This is a genomic window from Pedobacter sp. GQ55 (assembly GCF_059758925.1).
On the sequence record NZ_JCAXEI010000017.1, the window covers coordinates 1 to 19,949 of the forward strand.

Below are 19,949 nucleotides of genomic sequence, written 5' to 3' on the forward strand. Positions count from 1 at the left end.
ATTTTTGAAAGCGATTTGGATATTTTTCAAAAGGATAATGTTTGATGATCTCTATACCTTTCTCCATATCATTATAAAATTTCACAGCGTCTTTAAAGAGAGTACGCAAATCTCTCATGTGATTATGAAGGCCTCCTTCAGTTACCCCTTTAGAGCGTATAGAGCGCAGGTTCCCGAATTGATCGGGTCGAAACATTAATCTCGGTGTCTTAAGATGCTGTTCGTATTTAACAAGCATTTTTGAAGTGATCTCGGTAATAGGAGCGTTATCTGACTTAAAGAAATCCTGTAAACCGTACATAACTGCTTTGAAATTACCTATAGCTCCTTTACGCTTTTTCAGTTTGACAAGCTCAACCACACTCCAACCAAATGCAATAAAATTGATGTTTTCAGCTTTGATCTCCTTTTGATCAAGGTAGTCGGCCAAAGTATTTGCGTTATAAAGTTCTAGTTTTTCTCCTAGCGCAGAGATCTTATCTCTATAGATTTTGAGCACTGGATACAACGCATCAAGGATAAATTGATCCTTGATGGAATAATCTTTTTTGAGCTGTTTTCCGACCACGTAATGTTGCGTGTCAATGTGCGCTCTTTTTCTGTTTAGTGTTACTTCGATTTTTACGTTCCACGTATCATCTTTCCTTTTGTTGTGGGGAATTACCACGCCGCAAACTGTTACCATTTCGCATAATTTTTTGCGATTGAATTTTAGTAGCACCTATGTAGCACAAATTCAATCAAATTCAACAAGAAAACTTGTTTAGTTGAGATGAGCCTATTGAAAGACTTACATGGAAGTGTCGGTCAAATATAGCGTTTAAAACGCAAAAAGCCCGATTCCGTTATGAAATCGAGCTTTTTAAGTTGTGGTATGGGCCGGGATCGAACCGGCGACACATGGATTTTCAGTCCATTGCTCTACCGACTGAGCTACCGTACCTACTTCCCGTTTGGGATTGCAAATGTAGTGTCTTTTTTTGGATGACAAAATCTTTTTTTAAAATAATTTCAATTTGGTGTATTAGTGGTTGATTATCTGTGTGTTTATTTTTTTTCATTATTCTCTACCCAAGCTTTTTTCTTCTGTTGGTTCGATACTGATTTGGGGAAATGTGCATGTTTTTTTTAAACAATCGGGAAAAATGAAAAGGGTCGTCATAACCAAGAGAAGCAGCTATCTCTTTTACCTTGGTCTCTGAATTGTATAGCTGTACGCATGCCCTCTGTAATTTTAGGTGAATCAGATAATCCATTGGAGACATACCTGTAGACTTTTTAAACATTTTTGAAAAATGTGAAGTAGACAAATTGTTTTTATTCGCAAGATCTTCAACTGTAAGTTTCCTATTTAAATTGCCTTTCATGTACGCCACAGTTTCTTTAATCATATTCTTCTCGTCCTGAACTTTAAGGTTACTATGCTTGTCGGGATAAAGAAAAGTAGCCAGAAGATGATACATGCATAGATTTGTGTTTGTTAAATTTTCTTTACTATAACCAAGTTCTAAATTTTGGTACATGGATTCCCAAATCTGAATGCCCTTTTCATTTAATAAAATTTGTTGTGCACCATCATAAAGATTAATGTTAAATCCCTTGTTAAAAGAATCAATATCCTTTCCGCTAAAGTGTACCCAATAAATTGTCCACGGATCATTTATATCTGCCCCATAGCTCATCGGTACTTTTGTGGCGGGTACAATAATAAACTCATTCGGCCCAACATCTAAGCGTTTGTTGTTAATGATGAACCATCCTTTCCCTCTGGTACAATAGATCAGTATATTATCGCTGCAGCCTTCAGGCCTCTCTCTGTAATGGTAGGCGGCTTTAGGAAAATAGCCTATATAGGTAACATAAAGCTGATTCATTATGGGATTACCTTTAATTGCGCTTTTCCATGCTGAGGCCGGGATACTGATGTACTTTTCTCCCTCAAACCCATCCTGTATTTTTTTCTCGTTCATACGCTGTGTATCTAACAAGTATAAGGATTATTCCTCTTATTTGGCTTCTCTATTTGATTGGATTAATCATTCATGATCCAGGAATGCTATTTTATTTACCTATTCTTAGCGTGTGAAAAATCTGCTGGTGAGTGAATAGTTCATGAAGATGAATGTTTCCACTATTTTTTTATTTGCGGACTTCACCTATTTTTGTTTAATGCCGTAACTTTTTTCAGTAGAGGATAAGATAGTTTAATCCATTCTTTTTCAAAGTTTGTACATTTTAAACGAAATCAATGTCAGCTATTTTTACCTTCACATAACAACCAAGTATAACAAACCGAATGACTAGAAAACTATTTTCGCTATTTTTTTTATTAACCCTTGCTATCTTAAACATCAGTGCGCAGCAAAAACAATTAAAACTATGGTACGATAAACCTGCACAAATGTGGGAAGAAACCTTACCCCTTGGTAACGGAAGATTAGGCATGACTCCAGATGGGGGGATATCGAAAGAGAAGATTGTATTAAATGACATTACACTTTGGTCGGGTGGTTCTCAGGATGCTAATAATTACGAGGCTTACAAAAGTTTGCCGAAGATAAGAGAGTTGATACTTCAAGGAAAAAATGATGAAGCCCAGGATCTTGTGAACAAAGATTTTGTTTGTAAAGGACCAGGTTCTGGAGGTGCAAAATGGGGTAAATACCAGATGCTTGGAGACCTTGAAATTAATTTTAGCTACGGAAATCTAAAGCCTGATGAAATAGCTCCTGAAGCATATTACAGAGAATTGTCTCTGGATAAAGCGATTGCCAGCTGTAGTTATAAGGTAAATGGCGTAAACTATAAAAGAGAGTATTTCACAAGTTTTGGTGGCGACATTGACGTGATTAGAATAACTGCTGATAAACCTGGAAAGTTAAATTGCAAAATATCGATTAGCCGACCAGAAAAATCAGCAGTAAGAACCGAGGGGACTGAACTGCAAATGTATGGTCAACTTGATAATGGGACCGATGGGAAGGGGATGCAATATCAGGCTAGAGTTAGCACTAAGTTAAAGGGAGGAAAAGTTACAGCAGATAAGAATGCTCTTGTTGTAAAAAATGCAACAGAACTGATCATTTACGTTTCTGCTGCAACAGATTTTAAAGGCTTTGTTTTTAAAGAGAAAACAAAGCAATTGTTGTCTGCTGCTTTGAAAACTCCTTATGAACTCCAAAGAAACAAACATATCGCAAATTATACCAAACTGTTTAAAAGAGCAAGCATTGATTTAGGAGAAGGTAAATCTGCGAAGCTTCCAACAAACAAAAGATTGGAGCTTTTTTATAAGAACTTTGCCGATGATAAATCTTTACCTGCCTTATTTTTTCAGTTTGGCAGATATTTAAGCATAAGTAGCACCAGAGTAGGCTTGCTCCCCCCAAATCTTCAGGGCTTATGGGCAAATCAAATCAATACACCATGGAATGGCGATTACCATTTAGATGTGAATGTGCAAATGAACCATTGGCCGGTTGAAGTATCCAATCTTTCAGAATTGAATTTGCCATTGGCGGAATTGGTTAAGAGCCTGGTAAAACCAGGCGAGAAAACTGCAAAAGCATATTACAATGCCGATGGATGGATTGCACATGTTATTACCAATGTATGGGGCTTTACAGAACCAGGAGAGAGCGCGTCGTGGGGAGCAACAAATGCAGGATCAGGCTGGTTGTGTAATAATTTGTGGGATCATTATGCTTTTAGTCAAGATATTAATTATTTAAAAAGCATTTATCCTGTTTTAAAAGGCTCTGCGAAGTTCTATAAAAGCGTATTGATAAAAGACCCAAAAACAGGTTGGTCAGTAACCTCGCCATCTGTGTCGCCAGAAAACACTTTCTACCTTCCAAATGGTAAAACGGCAAGTATATCCATGGGACCTACCATTGATAATCAGATTGTAAGAGAATTGTTTACCAATGTGATCATAGCCTCAAAGCTTTTAAATGTAGATGCAGAGTTTAGAAACGAACTGCAGGAAAAACTGAAATCCGTTCCTCCGGCGGGAGTGATCAGTAAAGATGGAAGAATTCAGGAATGGATAGAAGATTATAAAGAAACAGACTTACAGCACCGCCATATATCGCATTTATATGGTTTATACCCAGCGTCTTTAATTACACCTCTTTCAACACCGGATCTTGCTGAGGCCGCAAAAAAAACACTTGAAGTAAGAGGTGATGATGGACCTAGCTGGACCATTGCTTATAAACTATTGTTCTGGGCAAGGTTACATGATGGGAACCGTGCATTTAAGCTATTTAAAGAGATTTTAAAACCCACCTTGAGAACTGATATCAACTATGGTGCAGGTGGTGGTGTTTATCCTAATATGCTTTCGGCAGGTCCTCCATTTCAAATTGATGGAAACTTTGGTGCAACGGCAGGAATCGCAGAAATGCTAATACAAAGTCATGACGGCTTTATTGATCTTTTGCCTGCTGTACCTGATGCATGGAAGGCTTACGGATCGATTAAAGGTTTAAGAGCAAGAGGAAATTTTACAGTGGATATGAGTTGGAAAGATGGCGAAATTATCAGCTATCACATTCGTTCAAGCAATCCAAAGAAGGTAAAAGTTAAGGCAAATGGAAAGGTCAGTGAGATAATGGCTTCAAGATTGTAATAAAGTTGATAGCTCCCGGCAATTAGTGCTGTATTTTCATAGAAGCTAACCCTGTTTTGAGCTGAATTGAACGGGTTAGTCGTATTTTCTTCATTTTTTTAGTATTTTTCTCTAACAAACCTAAAAACTAACCGACATGAAGAAATTTTTCCTAATTTTTTCCTGTTTCTTTTTTCTCGCATTTTATAGTTTTGCCCAGCAAGTTATCAGGGGCAAGGTAACGGATGCAAGTAATGGAACAGGAATTCCGGGCGCAAGTGTGCTCGTTAAAGGCGCTTCAACTGGCACCTCAACCCAACCCAACGGGTCTTATAGTATTTCAGTCCCGGCAAATGCGACAACACTTGTTGTAAAATATCTTGGGTTTATTAGTCAGGAGGTAGTCATTGATGGCCGAACTGAAATCAATATCGCATTGATGCAAGATTCTGAATCATTATCAGAAGTGGTAGTAACAGCCCTTGGTATTAAACGAAGTGAGCGCTCTCTGGGCTACTCCACTCAGGAGGTAAAAGGTGATAACCTAACGCTTACCAAAGAACAGAATGTAATTGGTTCTCTAGCTGGTAAAATTGCAGGGGTGCAAGTTGTGGGTTCATCTGGAGCCAGTATGGGAGGTACCCAAAAGATTAAAATCCGTGGCGTTAATTCCCTTGCAGGTTCAGATCAACCCTTAATAGTGGTTGACGGAACGCCAATATCCAACAGTAATTTCTCTAATGGTGGTGGAGGTGCTTCGGGTAGTGACGGGAGTTATACCGGTGCCGATTACGGAAACGTTGCTCAGGATATAAATCCTGACGATATAGAATCTGTGAACGTATTAAAAGGGCCGGCTGCATCAGCACTTTATGGATTACGCGGGCAATATGGAGTTATAATGATCACTACAAAAAAGGGAGCAAAAGGGCCTAAAAAAGTTGATGTTCAATTTAGTTCTGCATTTTCAATTGAAAAGGTAGGGAATCTGATGCCGATGCAAAATTTATATGGAGCAGGCTCTAAACAGACCTGGAATACCCTTGATAATGGCCAGAAATATGTTCAGATGGACTATGATGAGAGCTGGGGCCCTAAAATGGATGGCACTCCTGTTAGGCAAGTATTTAGTTTCTATCCACAGGATCCTACCTACGGACAAGAAACTCCATTTGTCCCCCATCCGAATAATATTAAGGATTTTTTCGAGACAGGAAACAATGCGGTGAATAGTATATCTGTTTCCGGAGGTGGCGAAAATTCTACATTCAGGCTGAGTTATACCAACGGAAATATAAATGGAATTGAACCAAATACCTGGCTTAGAAGAAATAATCTTGGCTTAAATGCTTCCCTTGACCTAACCCCTAAGCTAACTGCATCTGCAAATATAAATTATGCAGGTAATAAAGGTCAACGGCCTGCACAAGGATATGACGGAGGCTCAAGAAACTTTGTGCAATGGTTTCAGAGGAATGTAGATATGAAACGTTTGAAGGACTATAAATACGCTGACGGCACGTTTTTGCATTGGAATTTGGATGTGCCTAATTCAGATGGTTCATTAGACAGCTTCCAGCCTTTGTATTGGAATAACCCATATTTTGAAGCGAACGAGAATTTAAATAATGATGATAGGGATCGCATATTTGGCGATATTGGCTTAACCTATCAGGTCTTGCCGGAATTGAAATTAAGTGGCTTTGTCAGGACTGATAGCTATATTCAGAATATAGAGGAACGGTCTGCAGTAGGAGGACGTTATTTAAGTTCATTCTCTACTGGCAAATACCAAAACAAAGAAATGAATTACGAATTTCTTGGTCAGTATACTAAGACCTGGAACGACTTTTCATTAGCCGCCAATGTTGGTTCTAATATTTATACCCGCAAGTATAACTACTTACTCGAAAAAACCGAAGGTGGATTAATTAGTCCCGATTTTTATAATATTGCAGCCTCAAAGGACCGTCCTACCGTTACATCTTACCTGCTTAGGCAACAAATACGAAGCTTATATGCAATGGCGTCTTTTGGATATAAAAACATCTATTATTTAGATGCGTCAATTAGAAACGATAATACATCCACCTTACCTGAAAAGAATAACTCTTACTACTATCCATCGGTTTCGGGTAGCATTGTTTTTGGCGAATTGTTAAAATGGAAGCCACTTTCATACGGAAAAGTGAGACTTAGCTACGCAATAGCCGGATCAAATGTTAATCCTTATAGAACATCATTTGTATATGGAATTGGGGGTATCTATGATGGGCCTTTAGGAACTATAAATACTATTTATGTTCCCGATGATATTAAAAATCCAGATTTACAGCCATCATTTGCGCATTCCTACGAAGCTGGTCTTGATTTGAAGTTTTTGAATAATCGTTTCGGTGTTGACTTTACTCTTTACAAACAAGAAAATAAAAACCAGATTATTGATCTAAAAGTATCAGGTACAACCGGATATAACACTACTATAATTAATGCAGGGGTTATAGAAAATAAAGGGGTTGAACTTACACTAAATGGTTCGCCGGTTAGATCTGAAAACTTCTCATGGGATGCAGCTTTTAATTTCGCACACAGTAAAAATCTGATAAAAAAATTGGGCACGAACTCAAAGGTTTATCCAATTAGTTCGAATACCTATGCGGGCAAATCAGTGTTTCTTAATTCTTATGAACTCGGATCGTACGGAAGCCTTATTGGGCAGGCCTACCAGCGTGATCCTGCAACAGGTAAAATCCTGCTAGGAGCCAATAATATGCCGCTTTACACGCCTGCTACTCATAATTTTGGAACAGTATTGCCCCAATATACCGGCGGATTCTTAAATACATTTAACCTCTGGAAGTTTAATATAGGGGTAATGATTGATTTTCAAAAAGGAGGCCGATTCTTTAGTTGGTCCAAAATGCTTGCTCAAAAATCAGGACAAGCAGAAGAAACCGCTGCTATGAACGACAGGGGACATAACATTCGAGATGCCGTAGCTGAAGGTGGGGGGATAAAGATTAATGGCGTTTATGCTCCAGGCACTGTAATAAATGGTGCTGATGTTAGTGGACAGGAGGCCAGTCCTTATGTCGAGGCAAGGGCATATTACAGAAATACACTAGGTACTAATGTTTATGAAGAGTATTTATATGATGCCTCATATGTCAAGTTAAGAGAGCTAAGCGTAGGGTACACGTTCGATAAAAAGTCGTTCTCTAAACTCCCCTTCCAATCACTCAAGCTTGCCTTTATTGCCCGTAACCCTGTTATGATTTGGCAAAAAGCACCAAAAGGACTGGATCCTTCAGAATTGTCAAGCGGAAGCTCATCCATTAGCTGGCTTGAAACGGGAGGGTTGAATACCGTTCGTTCATATGGGCTTAATTTGAATATTAACTTTTAACATAGGTAGTCATGAAAAAGATAAATAAATCAGTATTATTCATAACGGCAACCCTGTTCTTGTTTTCTGGTTGTAATAAATTCGACGAATCGATAAACAGAAATACAAATAATCCAACTGTTGCGTCTGGAACCCAATTAATAGCAAACTCAGAACTTAGTTTGTCTACTTTGAGTTCATCTCCTCAGGGAGAGTATTATGCTCAATTTCTGTCAGAAGCACTATATCCGGACCTATCTCTTTATAATAATGTTAACTTCAGTTTTTATACTTTATATACAGGCCCCTTGCAGAATTTGGAATCTGTTTTAACTTCTCCATCCTTAGTGCCATCAGAAGGCCCTGTAAGTAATCAGCTTGCGGTTGCAAAGATCTTAAAAGCTTATTTTTTCTGGCACATAACAGATAGATGGGGAGATGTTCCATTTAGTGAAGCGTTACAGGGGAAAGATAATTATACTCCCGCTTATGATACGCAACAATCAATTTATAGTAGCCTCTTTAAGTTACTCGATGAAGCAAATTCACAAATTGTTGCAGGTGACATCTCAAATGATATTGTCTACAATGGAAACATGGAGCAATGGAAAAAGCTGGGTAATACTATTCACTTATTAATGGCACTCAGACTTTCAAAGATAGATCCGAATACAGGAAAAGTGGAATTCAATAAGGCTTTGACAGGAGGGATTATGGAATCAAATGAAGATAACCTTATTTATAAACATTTGGCAAACGCAGCGAACGAAAATTATTGGTATGATCAGGTTTCAAATCAAAATCGTAAATGGTGGGCTTTGAGTAAACCATTGGTAGATTATATAAAACCGCTTGACGACCCAAGACTCAAGGTTTATGGAGATGCTAATAAAACTGGAGATTATACAGGATTGGAGTTTGGACTTGTGGAGGGCGTTGATAAAAAAGACCCCTCGTTACTGGGCTTAACCATTCGTAAACAGGATGCCCCGGTTTACCTGGTTACTTTTGCTCAGGCTCTTTTTGCCAAAGCTGAAGCTGCAAAAATGAACTGGATTCCAGGGGCTGATGTTGAAGCTAAAACAAATTACGACATGGGAATTGAACAGTCTGTTCGACAATGGAACAATGACGATATTAGTGGTTTGGCAAAAATGAAAGCGCATGCTGAAATTCAATACAATCCTGCAAATGGCCTTAAGCAGATCGCCTACCAGCGTTGGGTTCATTTATTCATGAACGGGTTTGAAGCATGGGCTGAGTGGAGGAGGACTGGTTATCCTGAACTGAGTTCGCCTGTGGGTAATCCCACTAAAGCAATTCCAAGAAGGCAGGCCTATCCAACAGAAGAAGCATCCAATAACCAGGCGCATTATTCTGAAGCCGTTCAGCGCCAATTTAATGGTGCCGACGATTTAAATGGACGGTTATGGTGGGATAAACCTTAATAGTTAGCGGGTTATGTCAAAATCGCTTAATATTTAGACAATTATGTAAATCTTTTTATAAGGAATTCATCCGTTCTTTGAATTAACCGAGACACAAGCCAAACCTGAATAAGAAACCATCGTAAGTAGTACTTTAAAAAGTCTGCTTATGATGGTTTCATCTCTTTAACGCCCTATCTGCTCAATGCAATCGTTGTTCTAATTATAGGTAATTGTTATTTTTTATTGGCATCGTCCGAAGCGGACGACCTGTATTTCTTTTAATGCCAGGCTCTCTGAATGACGATCATTTAATGTTTTTTAAAATAAATCACCAAACGATTTGGATTAATTCTAAATAATAGTAACCTTTGCAATATCAAGAGTTTAAATGTGAACATGCAGGATTTAGTAATACTACCTTCAACCAATTTTACAGAAGTATTTAACACTAACAAAGGTGCCATCTACCAATCAGACAGTGAGAGCTGCTGGTATATAGATTTTGCCGGTAAACTTGCCCGTTTCGATTATCGTAACTTACTTAAACTTAAAAAAGCAGTTTATCATATCGATATAGAAAACCTACTTTTAAATAGTACCAAAGCACCGGATCTTGAAATCATTTTCATCTGCGCTTGTGATCATTGCTATGTACTTTCCATTCTAGAAATTATTGCTTTAAAGGAGCTATTACAGGGCACATTTGTAATGTTGGAGCTTAATCACATCATATTCGATCGTTTGCATCGTATAGTTGCCTGATTAACTTAGAATTAGAATCTTTCCATATTACTCTAATATTATCTATTCTTAATTTATTGCATTATTTTTGATGTTATAATATCATTAAAACGATAGTAATTATGAAAGATATCATTCGCGCAAAGTGCTTACTCTCATCAGATGTAGAGACACTTATTAACCAGCAAATAAAAAAAGAAGCCCACTCATCAGCTATTTATCTTTCGATGGCTTCATGGTGTAATCGCAATGGATATGATTTTTCATCTGATTACTTTTTCAAGCAAGCCGAAGAAGAGAGAATGCATCAACTTAAATTCTATAAATATGTTTTAGATATGGGCGGTACAGCAATTTCTCCTGATATCACAAATATCAAAATTGAATATAACTCTTTTCGCGAGGTTTTTGAAGAAGCTTTGGATCAGGAGATTAGTGTAACCCAATCTATTAAAAGCATAGCCGCTCGATGCCATAAAGAACAGGATTATGTGACTCTTGAGTTCTTAAACTGGTTCTTTAGAGAACAAAGAGAAGAAGAATATAAAGCTCGTCGTGCGCTTGAATTGTTTGATGTAATCGGAGAAGAAGGAACTGGAAGATGGCAGATTGACAAACACGTTGGCCAGATTAAATACGAAAGCGAGGCTTAATCTAATTTAGCCAGTTTACCCTGGTATTTTAAGGTACATACTGATGAAACAGTATGTGCCTTTTTTTGTTTATTGATAATATAGGCCATGTCAAAGAAACATAAAAAGAGCAAACACTCAAAGCAGGAAAAAAAGGATAAAAAGAAAAAAGACTGCTGTGAGAAATACCTCAGAGGGAAACGATGTAAAAATTGTCCTCTGGCTTAGTTTTGGCTTGATCTCATGTTTTTTTAATTCAGGATAATATTATCGTCGGCTAAATGATAGCAGCGCCTGCAACGAGGCTCATAACTCTCTTTCTCTCCTAATAATATTTTGGATTCGCTGGCTACTTTACGGAAAGAGTACATGGCAGGACTGCCACAACGAACACAAACTGCATTTACTTTTGTTACCAATTCTGCAATAGCCATTAATGCTGGAATCGGACCAAAAGGTTTGCCGAGAAAATCCATATCTAACCCCGCTACAATAACCCTTATGCCTTTTTGAGCAAGCTTGTTGCAAACGTCGGGCAGGTCCTCATCAAAAAACTGAGCTTCATCAATGCCAACTACTTGAGTGTTAGCATCTAAAAGTAGTATTGCCGATGATGTTTCAACCGGTGTTGATTGAATTGAGTTTAAATCATGAGATACGACAGCATTTTCGTCATACCTGGTATCTGTTTTAGGTTTAAAGATTTCAACATTCAGCTTAGCAATTTGGGCCCTCCTTAATCTCCTTAATAATTCTTCTGTTTTACCCGAAAACATAGAGCCGCAAATTACCTCTATGCTACCGCAAAACTCTCCTCGTCTGTAATTTTGTTCGCTGAATAACATCGTATTGTAGTACTTATAGCCTGCTAATATCAGAATTTTGTAGTACTTTTGAATGGCAAGTTACCAACATAAAAAGTCAATTCTTCCGTTATTAAACTATGATGAACCAAGGTGATATTTTCAAAAAAATCGGACAAATACTAAACGAACTTCAAGATCAGTACGAGTTTTTAGCTCATAATCCGGAGCAACTTAATGAATTAGAGCTGGAACTGTTTATGGCAAATGCCAATTTTTTGTCGGATCATGTTCAAATTGTAAAGAAACTGAATAACAATAAACCTGTAAAGGAAATTCCTGAACATAGTTTAGATGCAGTTGTAGAAAAGGACGAGTCTTTAATTCAGAATAATACTCCATCTTTTGAATTTATCTTAAATGATAATCCATCAACTGATAAATTTGACTTTGAAGAAAAATCTGTTGATAGTATTTTTGACCGACCTTTAAGTAAGGAAGAAGAGCGCATTATTGCCGAAAAGCAAAGGTTAATGGAAAGCAAGTCACAGTTGGAAACAACTGATGAGCAACCGACCGAGAAAGTAACTCAGGAGCCTTCTCTTGTAACTAGTGGAATTGAAGAAGCAACAATCGACGAGGAGCCAGAACCAATTCAGCAACCCGTTGCTTTTAAAGCCCCTGAACCTGCTAAGGTTTTTGTAAACGAGATTACACCAGAGCCAATACAACAAGAGCCTGTAAGTAATGTTAGGCCTACTCTAAACGATATTTTGGCGGGCAAGAACAATAATAGCTCTGTTAATTTGAATTTGGATAGCAGCAAGCCAACAATAACAGACCTTAAAAAAGGAATAACCCTTAACGAAAAACTATTATACATTAAGGATTTGTTTAATGGTTATAATCTGGCTTATTCCGAAGCTATAGACCTGATCAATAAAATGCCAGATCTAAAAACCGCTGATACGTTCCTGAAAAATAACTATGCAGAGAAGAACAACTGGGCTTCAAAACAGACTACTGTAGATAAATTTTATGAATTGCTAAATCAACGGTTTTCATAGGCCTATATAAAGCCCATTCTATTTGAGTCGAGCTTAAGGAATATAAACAGCAATATTGTAAAACTCCAAAGCGATGATCCTCCATAACTGATAAAGGGTAAGGGTATACCAATTACAGGCACAATGCCTATGGCCATACCAATATTTATAAATACGTGAAAGAACAGGATACTTGCAACACAATACCCGTATACTCTGGAGAATGTAGATCGCTGTCGTTCGGCTAGGTTAATTAAACGAAGTAACAGAAATAGGAATAGTCCGATTACTACAAAGCAACCTGCAAAGCCCCATTCTTCTCCAATTGTAGAGAAAATAAAATCAGTACTCTGAGCAGGAACATATCCATATTTAGTTTGAGTTCCCTGTAAAAACCCACGGCCTGTAAGTTGACCAGAACCGATGGCTATTTTAGATTGTATCACATTATAACCAACACCCTTTGGGTCTATCTTTAATCCTAATATCAGCTCTATCCTTGTGCGCTGATGCTGTTTTAAAACCTTTTCGTAGGCTAGTTTTACCACAAATAAATAAGCAATTGCAATTATTGTTACAAGAATTGCAGAAAACATAACCTTCTGTTTTCGCTTATTTTGATAAACAAAGAAACCCCCAATAAGAAGAATAGTGGGGATTAATACCTTTAATGGTACAAGGAAGTCGGCTACAAATAACACAATCATTCCTAAAAAGATCAGTAAAAAGTAACCAGATAAACCTTCTCTGTACATTGGGAACATGAAAGCCAAAAATACAAGAGCCGATCCAGCATCAGGCTGAAGCATAATAAGCACAAGAGGAATCCCCATAATCAATCCTGCAAATGCTATAGATTTTAAATCTCTGAATTTAGGACTGAAACTGCTAATATACCTTGCAAGCAAAAGAGCCGTGCCAAATTTTGCGAATTCAGATGGTTGAAGTCGAAAACCACCTCCCAGAGATATCCAGGCCTGGTTACCTCCTACATTCCTCCCCACTACCAAAACAATAATGAGCAGTAAGACTGTAACACCATACACAATGGGCGAGAAGACGCTAAAGAATTTTGCATCCAATAACAAAATTGAAAAGCCAAGTACCAAGCCTGCTATAACGTAGATTAATTGCTTTCCGTAATTGCTGCCAAAATTAAACACAGAGGTGTCAGTCGTGTTATGTACCGAAGCATAAATATTTACGTAACCAACCGCACACAAAGCAATGTAAATTAGGATAGTAATCCAATCTACATTGAAGAAGAATCTGTTGCTTTGCTGATTAGTCATTTTTTTTATCTATCACTTTTTTTGGTTCAATAGCATTAATGTTTTTTTTAAGCGAATCCGCTTTTTTAGTAGAATCAATAAGAGCTGCCTTTGATTTCACCTTCGGTTTTGGTAGTGCAGGAAGAATAACTTGCTTTTTCATCCATTCTACTCCACCTCTTCTGTTTGGAGGTATACTATCTTTAAGATACTTCTCTGTAATATAACTTGCAATTGGTGCTGCATACGTACCCCCATATCCAGCATTTTCTACAATAACGGCGATTGCAATTTTTGGATTATCTCTGGGGGCAAAGCCAATAAATACGGAGTGGTTTTTGCCACGTGGATTTTGCACGGTACCTGTTTTTCCACACATTATAATTCCATCTATTCTCGAAGCCAAAGCAGTGCCCCATGGCGAATTTACTGCTTCCTGCATCCCATCAATTACAGGTCCGAAGTGTGCTGCATCAACACCAACGTAGTTTTTCTTTAGATATTCCTTTTTAATGACATGATCTTTTCCGATAGATTTAACCAGGTGAGGTTTTATATAATATCCCTTATTAGCAATGGCGGCCATAATATTTGCCATCTGTAAAGGGGTCGCATCCATTTCACCCTGCCCAATAGCCAATGAAATTACAGTTGAATAGCCCCAAGACTTGTTGTATTTTTTTGAATAATAAGAGGCATCATATAGCCTTCCTTTACGCTCTCCCGGCAAATCTATACCAAGGGTATCGCCAAGGCCCCACAGCTTTACTTTCTTTTGCCAGTAATCATATGCTACTTGCTGATTCCTGTTAAACTTTTTCTGTGTTAATAGTTTCTGGAATACATAACATGCATAGGTATTACATGATCTGGCAAGACCCCTTCGCAATGCGATATTTCCGTCAACATGCTCACATTTAGTAGTGTGGTTTCCAACACGGAAATAGCCTGGACAATTAAATGTGGTGTTCTCATCAATAACTCCTTCCTGCAGCCCAATTAGTGCATCTAAAGGTTTAAAAGAAGATCCTGGCGAATAATAACCCTGGATGGGACGAATATTAAGCACCCGGTTCGGATTTTTAAGTAACTCCATATAGTTATTGCCCTGTTGGCGACCAACCATTAAATTTGGATCATAGCCCGGACTACTTACAAAAGCCAGGATCTCGCCAGTAGAAGGCTCTATTGCTACTATACTCCCTACCTTATTTTTCAATAATTCTTCACCTAGTTTCTGAATTCCTACATCAAGAGAGGATATCAATTGTTCCCCAGATACCGCCGAAGTATCGAATTTTCCCTCAGCATAACTACCTTTCGGTACGTTATGTACATCATAAAGCATATTTACAACGCCTCTTTCGCCTCTTAGCGCAGTTTCATAAGCTTTCTCTACACCGGTTTTTCCGATGTAATCTCCGGGTCTGTAGTAACCTTCAGATCTTTCAATATCAGTAGGGCTTACTTCTTTTATATATCCTAAAAAGTGACCCGCTATGCTATCGGGATATTGTCTTATCGTTCTGCTTTGCACAAAAAAACCAGGGAAACGATAGAGTTTTTCTGATAAAGTCTGATAAATACTTACAGAAAGTTGTTTTTCAAATATGCTTGGTTGGTATCTGGATTGATTTAAAGCTTTCTTGAAGTTCTTTCGGAATTTTACGGTATCGATACCAATAATTTCACAAAGGGCAAGCGTGTCAAATTCCTTTACGTCGTTAGGTATAACCATTAAATCATATACCGGTTCATTCTGTACAAGAATCTTTTCGTTTCTATCCAAAATAACCCCACGGGCGGGGAAAGTGTAGAGCTTGCGCAGTACATTACTTTCTGCAGAAAGGAAATATTTGTCGCTAAATACCTGTATATAAAAAAGTGTACCTAATAATATCAATGAAACAACAATGAACAATCCTTGTACAATATATTTTCTGTTAAACAGATTATCCATTAGCGTACCTTTCTATTATAAAATATAAACTCGATTAAGGTAACAAGAAACAGCGTAAAAATTCCGCTTAAAAGGCACTTCAGTAACGTATATGAAAATTCCGTTAATCTAAATGTTTCTAAAAAGAACAACACAATATGATGTGCAAAGGTGCATAAAAAGGCATATAGCAGAAACCATTTAATACCCATATTTCCCAAAGTAGGTTCTGGTTCGTCAAAGCCATCTCTGCTTACCGTTACGGAAATGAACAGTATTCTTACAAATACTAAAGTTACACAAGCTGCGGTATGCACACCTAATGTATCATAAAAAGCATCAAGGGTTAAGCCAGTAATAAAAGCGATTAAATAAAGCAACAGGTTCGGAATCCCAAATGGAAGCAAAAGCAGAAATAATATGTAAACAAAAGGAGTTGCCATATTGTAGAAACTCAAATTCCTTAGCAAAAGGATTTGAAATAAAAGTAGTATAAACCACCTGACTATGTTTGTTAATACTAATCTACTGCTCATTGGGTAATTTCGCTTCTAATTCTGTTTGTTCCTTTGCTAGTTTATCTTTTACGACGTAAACATATTGTAAGGTACTAAAATCATTAAAGAGATTAATTTCAATAGTCATGAAGTTATCTCCGGTAGAGATACCTGGATTACTAACTATACCCACAGGAATGCCCGACGGAAAAGATGAGAACCCTGATGTAACCACAGTATCCTTTAGATTAATTTTAAAATGATTAGGAATTCCTTTAATGTAGGCCTTTCTGTAATCAGAGTTCCTATCACCCCATACTAATGAGCCTACAGCATTGTTTCTTTTAAGGCTTACACTGATGTGCGTATCCTTATGCAATAAAGATCTTACCGTTGCCAAATGATCAGAAACATCCTGTACAAAGCCCACAACACCTCTTCCTGGTGAAATAACAGGCATGTTGGTTTCCATCCCGTCGGCTTTACCACGGTTAATAGTGATAAAGTTATTTCGGTTTGTAATGGAGTTTTTAATAACTCTGGCCGAAAGATAAGTGTATTGAGGTACTCCGGCCGTGTCTTTTACTACAACATCTTCAGCCGTGTCTATATTTTTAAGGGCAAGTATCTCCGTCTTCAGTTTCGCATTCTCTACTGCCAGGCTATCATTTACAGAACCTAGGTTAATGTATTTTTTTAATACATTAAGATTGTTGTAAACATCACCAACAACTTTATTTGTTGAGTTAATGGTTACACTACGCTGGTAGGAGTTGTTTCTCACAGTAAGAACAACCCCAATAGTAAAGAAAATGATGAAGAAGAAAAATGCGTTATATCTGCTTATAAAAATCCAAAGGTTACGCATATTCTAAATATAAGAGGGAAGCCCTTAGTTTATCTTCATTTAATTATTGCATTAAAAATTTGAAACCGCCAATGTTTTTTAAGGCGATACCTGTACCACGTACTACCGCACGAAGAGGATCTTCTGCAACGTGAACCGGCAATTTCGTTTTAGCAGCTACGCGTTTATCTAAACCACGAAGCAATGCACCACCACCTGTTAAGTAAATACCTGTTTGGTAAATATCAGCAGAAAGCTCAGGTGGAGTAATCTCTAAAGCTTTAAGGATAGCCTCTTCAATTTTTGAAATTGATTTATCTAAACAATGTGCAATTTCTGTATAAGACACAGTGATCTGTTTAGGAACACCAGTCATCAAATCTCTTCCTTGTACAGCAAAATCAGCCGGTGGATCCTGCAGTTCAGGTAATGCAGCACCAACTTCAATTTTGATTTTTTCAGCAGTACGATCACCAATCATAATGTTGTGCTGGCGACGGATGTAATTTACAATATCAGAGTCAAAGTTATCGCCCGCAACGCGGATAGACTGATCGCACACAATGCCTGATAAAGCGATTACCGCGATCTCAGTTGTACCACCGCCTATATCAATGATCATGTTACCCATTGGTTCTTCCACGTCGATACCGATACCCACAGCAGCAGCCATAGGCTCATGAATCAGGTAAACCTCTTTAGCACCTGCAATTTCAGCAGAGTCTCTTACTGCACGTTTTTCAACTTCAGTAATACCAGAGGGAATACAAATTACCATTCTTAACGAAGGAAACATCCAGCCTTTACCGCCATTTAACATGCGGATCATACCTTTGATCATGGCTTCAGCAGCATTGAAATCAGCAATAACACCGTCTTTAAGTGGTCTTACTGTTCTGATATTATCGTGGGTTTTACCCTCCATTTGCATGGCCTGTCTGCCAATTGCTATAATTTTATTTGTTTGTCTGTCAAAAGCAACAATTGAAGGTTCATCAACTACTACTTTGTCATTATGTATAATCAAGGTGTTTGCTGTACCTAAATCGATAGCAACTTCTTGTGTAAACCAATTAAATAGACCCATTTATAGGTGATAATTTAAGTATTAAAAATTCTGTGTACTATAGTAATGTAAAACTACGTCTTTTTATTGTATTGAGAGACAAATAAAGTTAGTGTTTGAAATGTCTGATACCAGTAGTAACCATCGCTATGCCTTTTTCATTAGCCATATTTACAGAATCAGCATCTTTAATAGAGCCACCAGGTTGTAAAACTGCAGTAATTCCTGCTTCAGCAGCAATTTCTACACAATCAGGGAATGGAAAAAATGCATCTGAAGCCATTACAGAACCTTTTAAGTCAAAACCGAAAGCCTCAGCCTTTACAATTGCTTGTTTTAATGCATCAACTCTTGAAGTCTGACCAACACCACTAGATAATAACTGATCGTTTTTAACAAATACGATGGTGTTTGATTTTGTATGCTTTACAATTTTATTAGCAAAATGCAGATCAATTAATTCCTGAGCAGTAGGTGCTTTTTCTGTTACAGCGGTCATTTGATCCGGACCTTCAATAACTAAATCCTTATCCTGTTCAATAACTCCGTTTAACAAAGTTTTAAATTGTTTTTTGGTCAGTTCTACATCGTTTCTCTGCAAAATTACCCTGTTCTTTTTAGCGCGGAAAAGCTCAACAGCTTCAGGCTGATAAGAAGGGGCAATTAATACTTCGAAAAACAATTTATTGATTTCAGTTGCTGTGGCAAGGTCAACTTCTCCATTGGCAATTAATACACCACCAAATGCCGAAACCGGATCACAAGCTAAAGCTACATTCCAGGCATCTAAAAGATTTGTTCTTGAAGCTACACCACAAGCGTTTGTATGTTTTAAAATAGCAAATGTAGGCGCTTCAAATTCGTCAATTAAAGCAACAGCAGCGTCAACGTCAACAAGGTTGTTGTAAGAAAGTTCCTTGCCATTTAATTTAGTGAACATTGCATCTAAATCGCCATAAAAAACACCTTGTTGATGTGGATTCTCGCCATATCTTAGGATTTGTGCTTTGCTGATGCTTTGTTTAAATACGCTAAGCGGCTCTTCAGTATTGAAATAATTGAAGATAGCAGTATCGTAGTTAGAAGAAGTATGGAATGCTTTTTTTGCGTATGCCTTACGTTGAGCTAAAGTAGTTTCGCCATTCTGATTTTCCAGTTGCTCCTGTAAAGTTGAATAATCATCTTTAGAAGCTAGGATTACTACGTCATTAAAGTTTTTAGCTGCTGCTCTGATCAGTGAGATGCCACCGATGTCTATTTTTTCAATAATTTCTTCTTCAGAACCACCAGCTTTTAGTGTTTCTTCGAAAGGATATAAATCAACAATAACAAGATCTATTTCAGGAATCTCATACTGAGAAATTTGTTCCTGATCTGAACTTAAAGCTCTGCGGTTTAAAATACCACCAAAAACTTTAGGGTGTAAAGTTTTAACTCTTCCGCCTAAAATTGAAGGGTAGCCCGTAAGGTCTTCAACTGCGGTAACAGGTAAATTTAAATCTTTAATAAATTGTTCTGTACCTCCGGTAGAAAACAATTGAACACCTTGTTTTGCCAGTAGGCGAACTAAAGGCTCTAAACCATCTTTGTAATAAACTGAAATTAAAGCGTTTTTGATCTTTATCGATTGACTCATTAGAGAAAAATTTTGAGCCGCAAAATTAGTTTTTTTAACCGAGA

15 protein-coding genes and 1 tRNA gene are annotated in these 19,949 nt (G+C 37.6%); 6 read left to right on the plus strand and 10 right to left on the minus strand.

Annotation, left to right across the window (positions count from 1 at the left end; translation table 11 throughout):
* The 3 genes from AC6CH7_RS25190 to AC6CH7_RS25200 all read right to left on the minus strand — a co-directional run.
* Nucleotides 1–685: phage integrase SAM-like domain-containing protein (locus AC6CH7_RS25190; protein ID WP_498265345.1), on the minus strand; the 685-nt coding region annotated here is incomplete at its 3' end.
* Nucleotides 686–870: 185 nt separating this feature from the next.
* Nucleotides 871–943, minus strand: a tRNA-Phe gene (locus AC6CH7_RS25195).
* Between the two features lie 124 nt (nucleotides 944–1,067).
* Nucleotides 1,068–1,970 carry an AraC family transcriptional regulator gene (locus tag AC6CH7_RS25200; RefSeq protein WP_498265346.1) on the minus strand — a complete coding sequence of 301 codons (903 nt, stop codon included), beginning with the start codon at nucleotides 1,968–1,970 and terminating at the stop codon, nucleotides 1,068–1,070.
* Nucleotides 1,971–2,296: 326 nt separating this feature from the next.
* Between AC6CH7_RS25200 and AC6CH7_RS25205 the strand changes: the two genes are divergently transcribed.
* The 5 genes from AC6CH7_RS25205 (at nucleotide 2,297) to AC6CH7_RS25225 (ending at nucleotide 10,821) form a co-directional block, all read left to right on the plus strand.
* Nucleotides 2,297–4,633 carry a glycoside hydrolase family 95 protein gene (locus tag AC6CH7_RS25205; RefSeq protein ID WP_498265347.1) on the plus strand — a complete coding sequence of 779 codons (2,337 nt, stop codon included), beginning with the start codon at nucleotides 2,297–2,299 and terminating at the stop codon, nucleotides 4,631–4,633.
* A 136-nt stretch (nucleotides 4,634–4,769) separates the two neighbouring features.
* Nucleotides 4,770–8,018, plus strand: a complete 3,249-nt coding sequence (locus AC6CH7_RS25210; protein ID WP_498265348.1) for a SusC/RagA family TonB-linked outer membrane protein — start codon at nucleotides 4,770–4,772, stop codon at nucleotides 8,016–8,018.
* Between the two features lie 11 nt (nucleotides 8,019–8,029).
* Nucleotides 8,030–9,445: a SusD/RagB family nutrient-binding outer membrane lipoprotein gene (locus tag AC6CH7_RS25215; RefSeq protein WP_498265349.1), complete on the plus strand. Its 1,416-nt coding sequence runs from the start codon at nucleotides 8,030–8,032 to the stop codon at nucleotides 9,443–9,445.
* A gap of 378 nt (nucleotides 9,446–9,823) precedes the next feature.
* A complete protein-coding gene (locus AC6CH7_RS25220; protein ID WP_498265350.1) occupies nucleotides 9,824–10,189 on the plus strand; it encodes a hypothetical protein in 366 nt (121 codons plus the stop codon).
* Between the two features lie 101 nt (nucleotides 10,190–10,290).
* Nucleotides 10,291–10,821, plus strand: a complete 531-nt coding sequence (locus AC6CH7_RS25225) for a ferritin (RefSeq protein ID WP_498265351.1) — start codon at nucleotides 10,291–10,293, stop codon at nucleotides 10,819–10,821.
* Nucleotides 10,822–11,051: 230 nt separating this feature from the next.
* On the opposite strand, the gene AC6CH7_RS25230 is transcribed toward AC6CH7_RS25225, so the two are convergent.
* On the minus strand, nucleotides 11,052–11,645 hold the full coding sequence (locus AC6CH7_RS25230) for a thymidine kinase (RefSeq protein WP_498265352.1): 594 nt from the start codon (nucleotides 11,643–11,645) through the stop codon (nucleotides 11,052–11,054).
* Between the two features lie 98 nt (nucleotides 11,646–11,743).
* Between AC6CH7_RS25230 and AC6CH7_RS25235 the strand changes: the two genes are divergently transcribed.
* Nucleotides 11,744–12,670, plus strand: a complete 927-nt coding sequence (locus tag AC6CH7_RS25235) for a DUF8457 domain-containing protein (RefSeq protein WP_498265353.1) — start codon at nucleotides 11,744–11,746, stop codon at nucleotides 12,668–12,670.
* 2 nt (nucleotides 12,671–12,672) lie between these two features.
* Here AC6CH7_RS25235 and rodA read toward each other — a convergent pair whose 3' ends face one another.
* The 6 genes from rodA to purH all read right to left on the minus strand — a co-directional run bounded on the left by rodA (nucleotide 12,673) and on the right by purH (nucleotide 19,905).
* On the minus strand, nucleotides 12,673–13,941 hold the full coding sequence (gene rodA / locus AC6CH7_RS25240; protein WP_498265354.1) for a rod shape-determining protein RodA: 1,269 nt from the start codon (nucleotides 13,939–13,941) through the stop codon (nucleotides 12,673–12,675).
* Entirely contained in the window at nucleotides 13,934–15,880 is a 1,947-nt protein-coding gene (gene mrdA, locus AC6CH7_RS25245) for a penicillin-binding protein 2 (protein WP_498265355.1), read from the minus strand. The genes rodA and mrdA overlap by 8 nt, the downstream gene beginning before the upstream one ends.
* Complete coding sequence (locus AC6CH7_RS25250) at nucleotides 15,880–16,302, minus strand: rod shape-determining protein MreD (RefSeq protein ID WP_317044320.1); 423 nt, start codon at nucleotides 16,300–16,302, stop codon at nucleotides 15,880–15,882. The genes mrdA and AC6CH7_RS25250 overlap by 1 nt, the downstream gene beginning before the upstream one ends.
* A gap of 82 nt (nucleotides 16,303–16,384) precedes the next feature.
* Entirely contained in the window at nucleotides 16,385–17,224 is an 840-nt protein-coding gene (gene mreC, locus AC6CH7_RS25255; protein WP_498265356.1) for a rod shape-determining protein MreC, read from the minus strand.
* Between the two features lie 43 nt (nucleotides 17,225–17,267).
* Nucleotides 17,268–18,290: a rod shape-determining protein gene (locus tag AC6CH7_RS25260; protein ID WP_048907325.1), complete on the minus strand. Its 1,023-nt coding sequence runs from the start codon at nucleotides 18,288–18,290 to the stop codon at nucleotides 17,268–17,270.
* Nucleotides 18,291–18,378: 88 nt separating this feature from the next.
* Entirely contained in the window at nucleotides 18,379–19,905 is a 1,527-nt protein-coding gene (gene purH, locus AC6CH7_RS25265; protein WP_498265357.1) for a bifunctional phosphoribosylaminoimidazolecarboxamide formyltransferase/IMP cyclohydrolase, read from the minus strand.
* Between the last annotated feature and the right edge of the window lie 44 nt (nucleotides 19,906–19,949).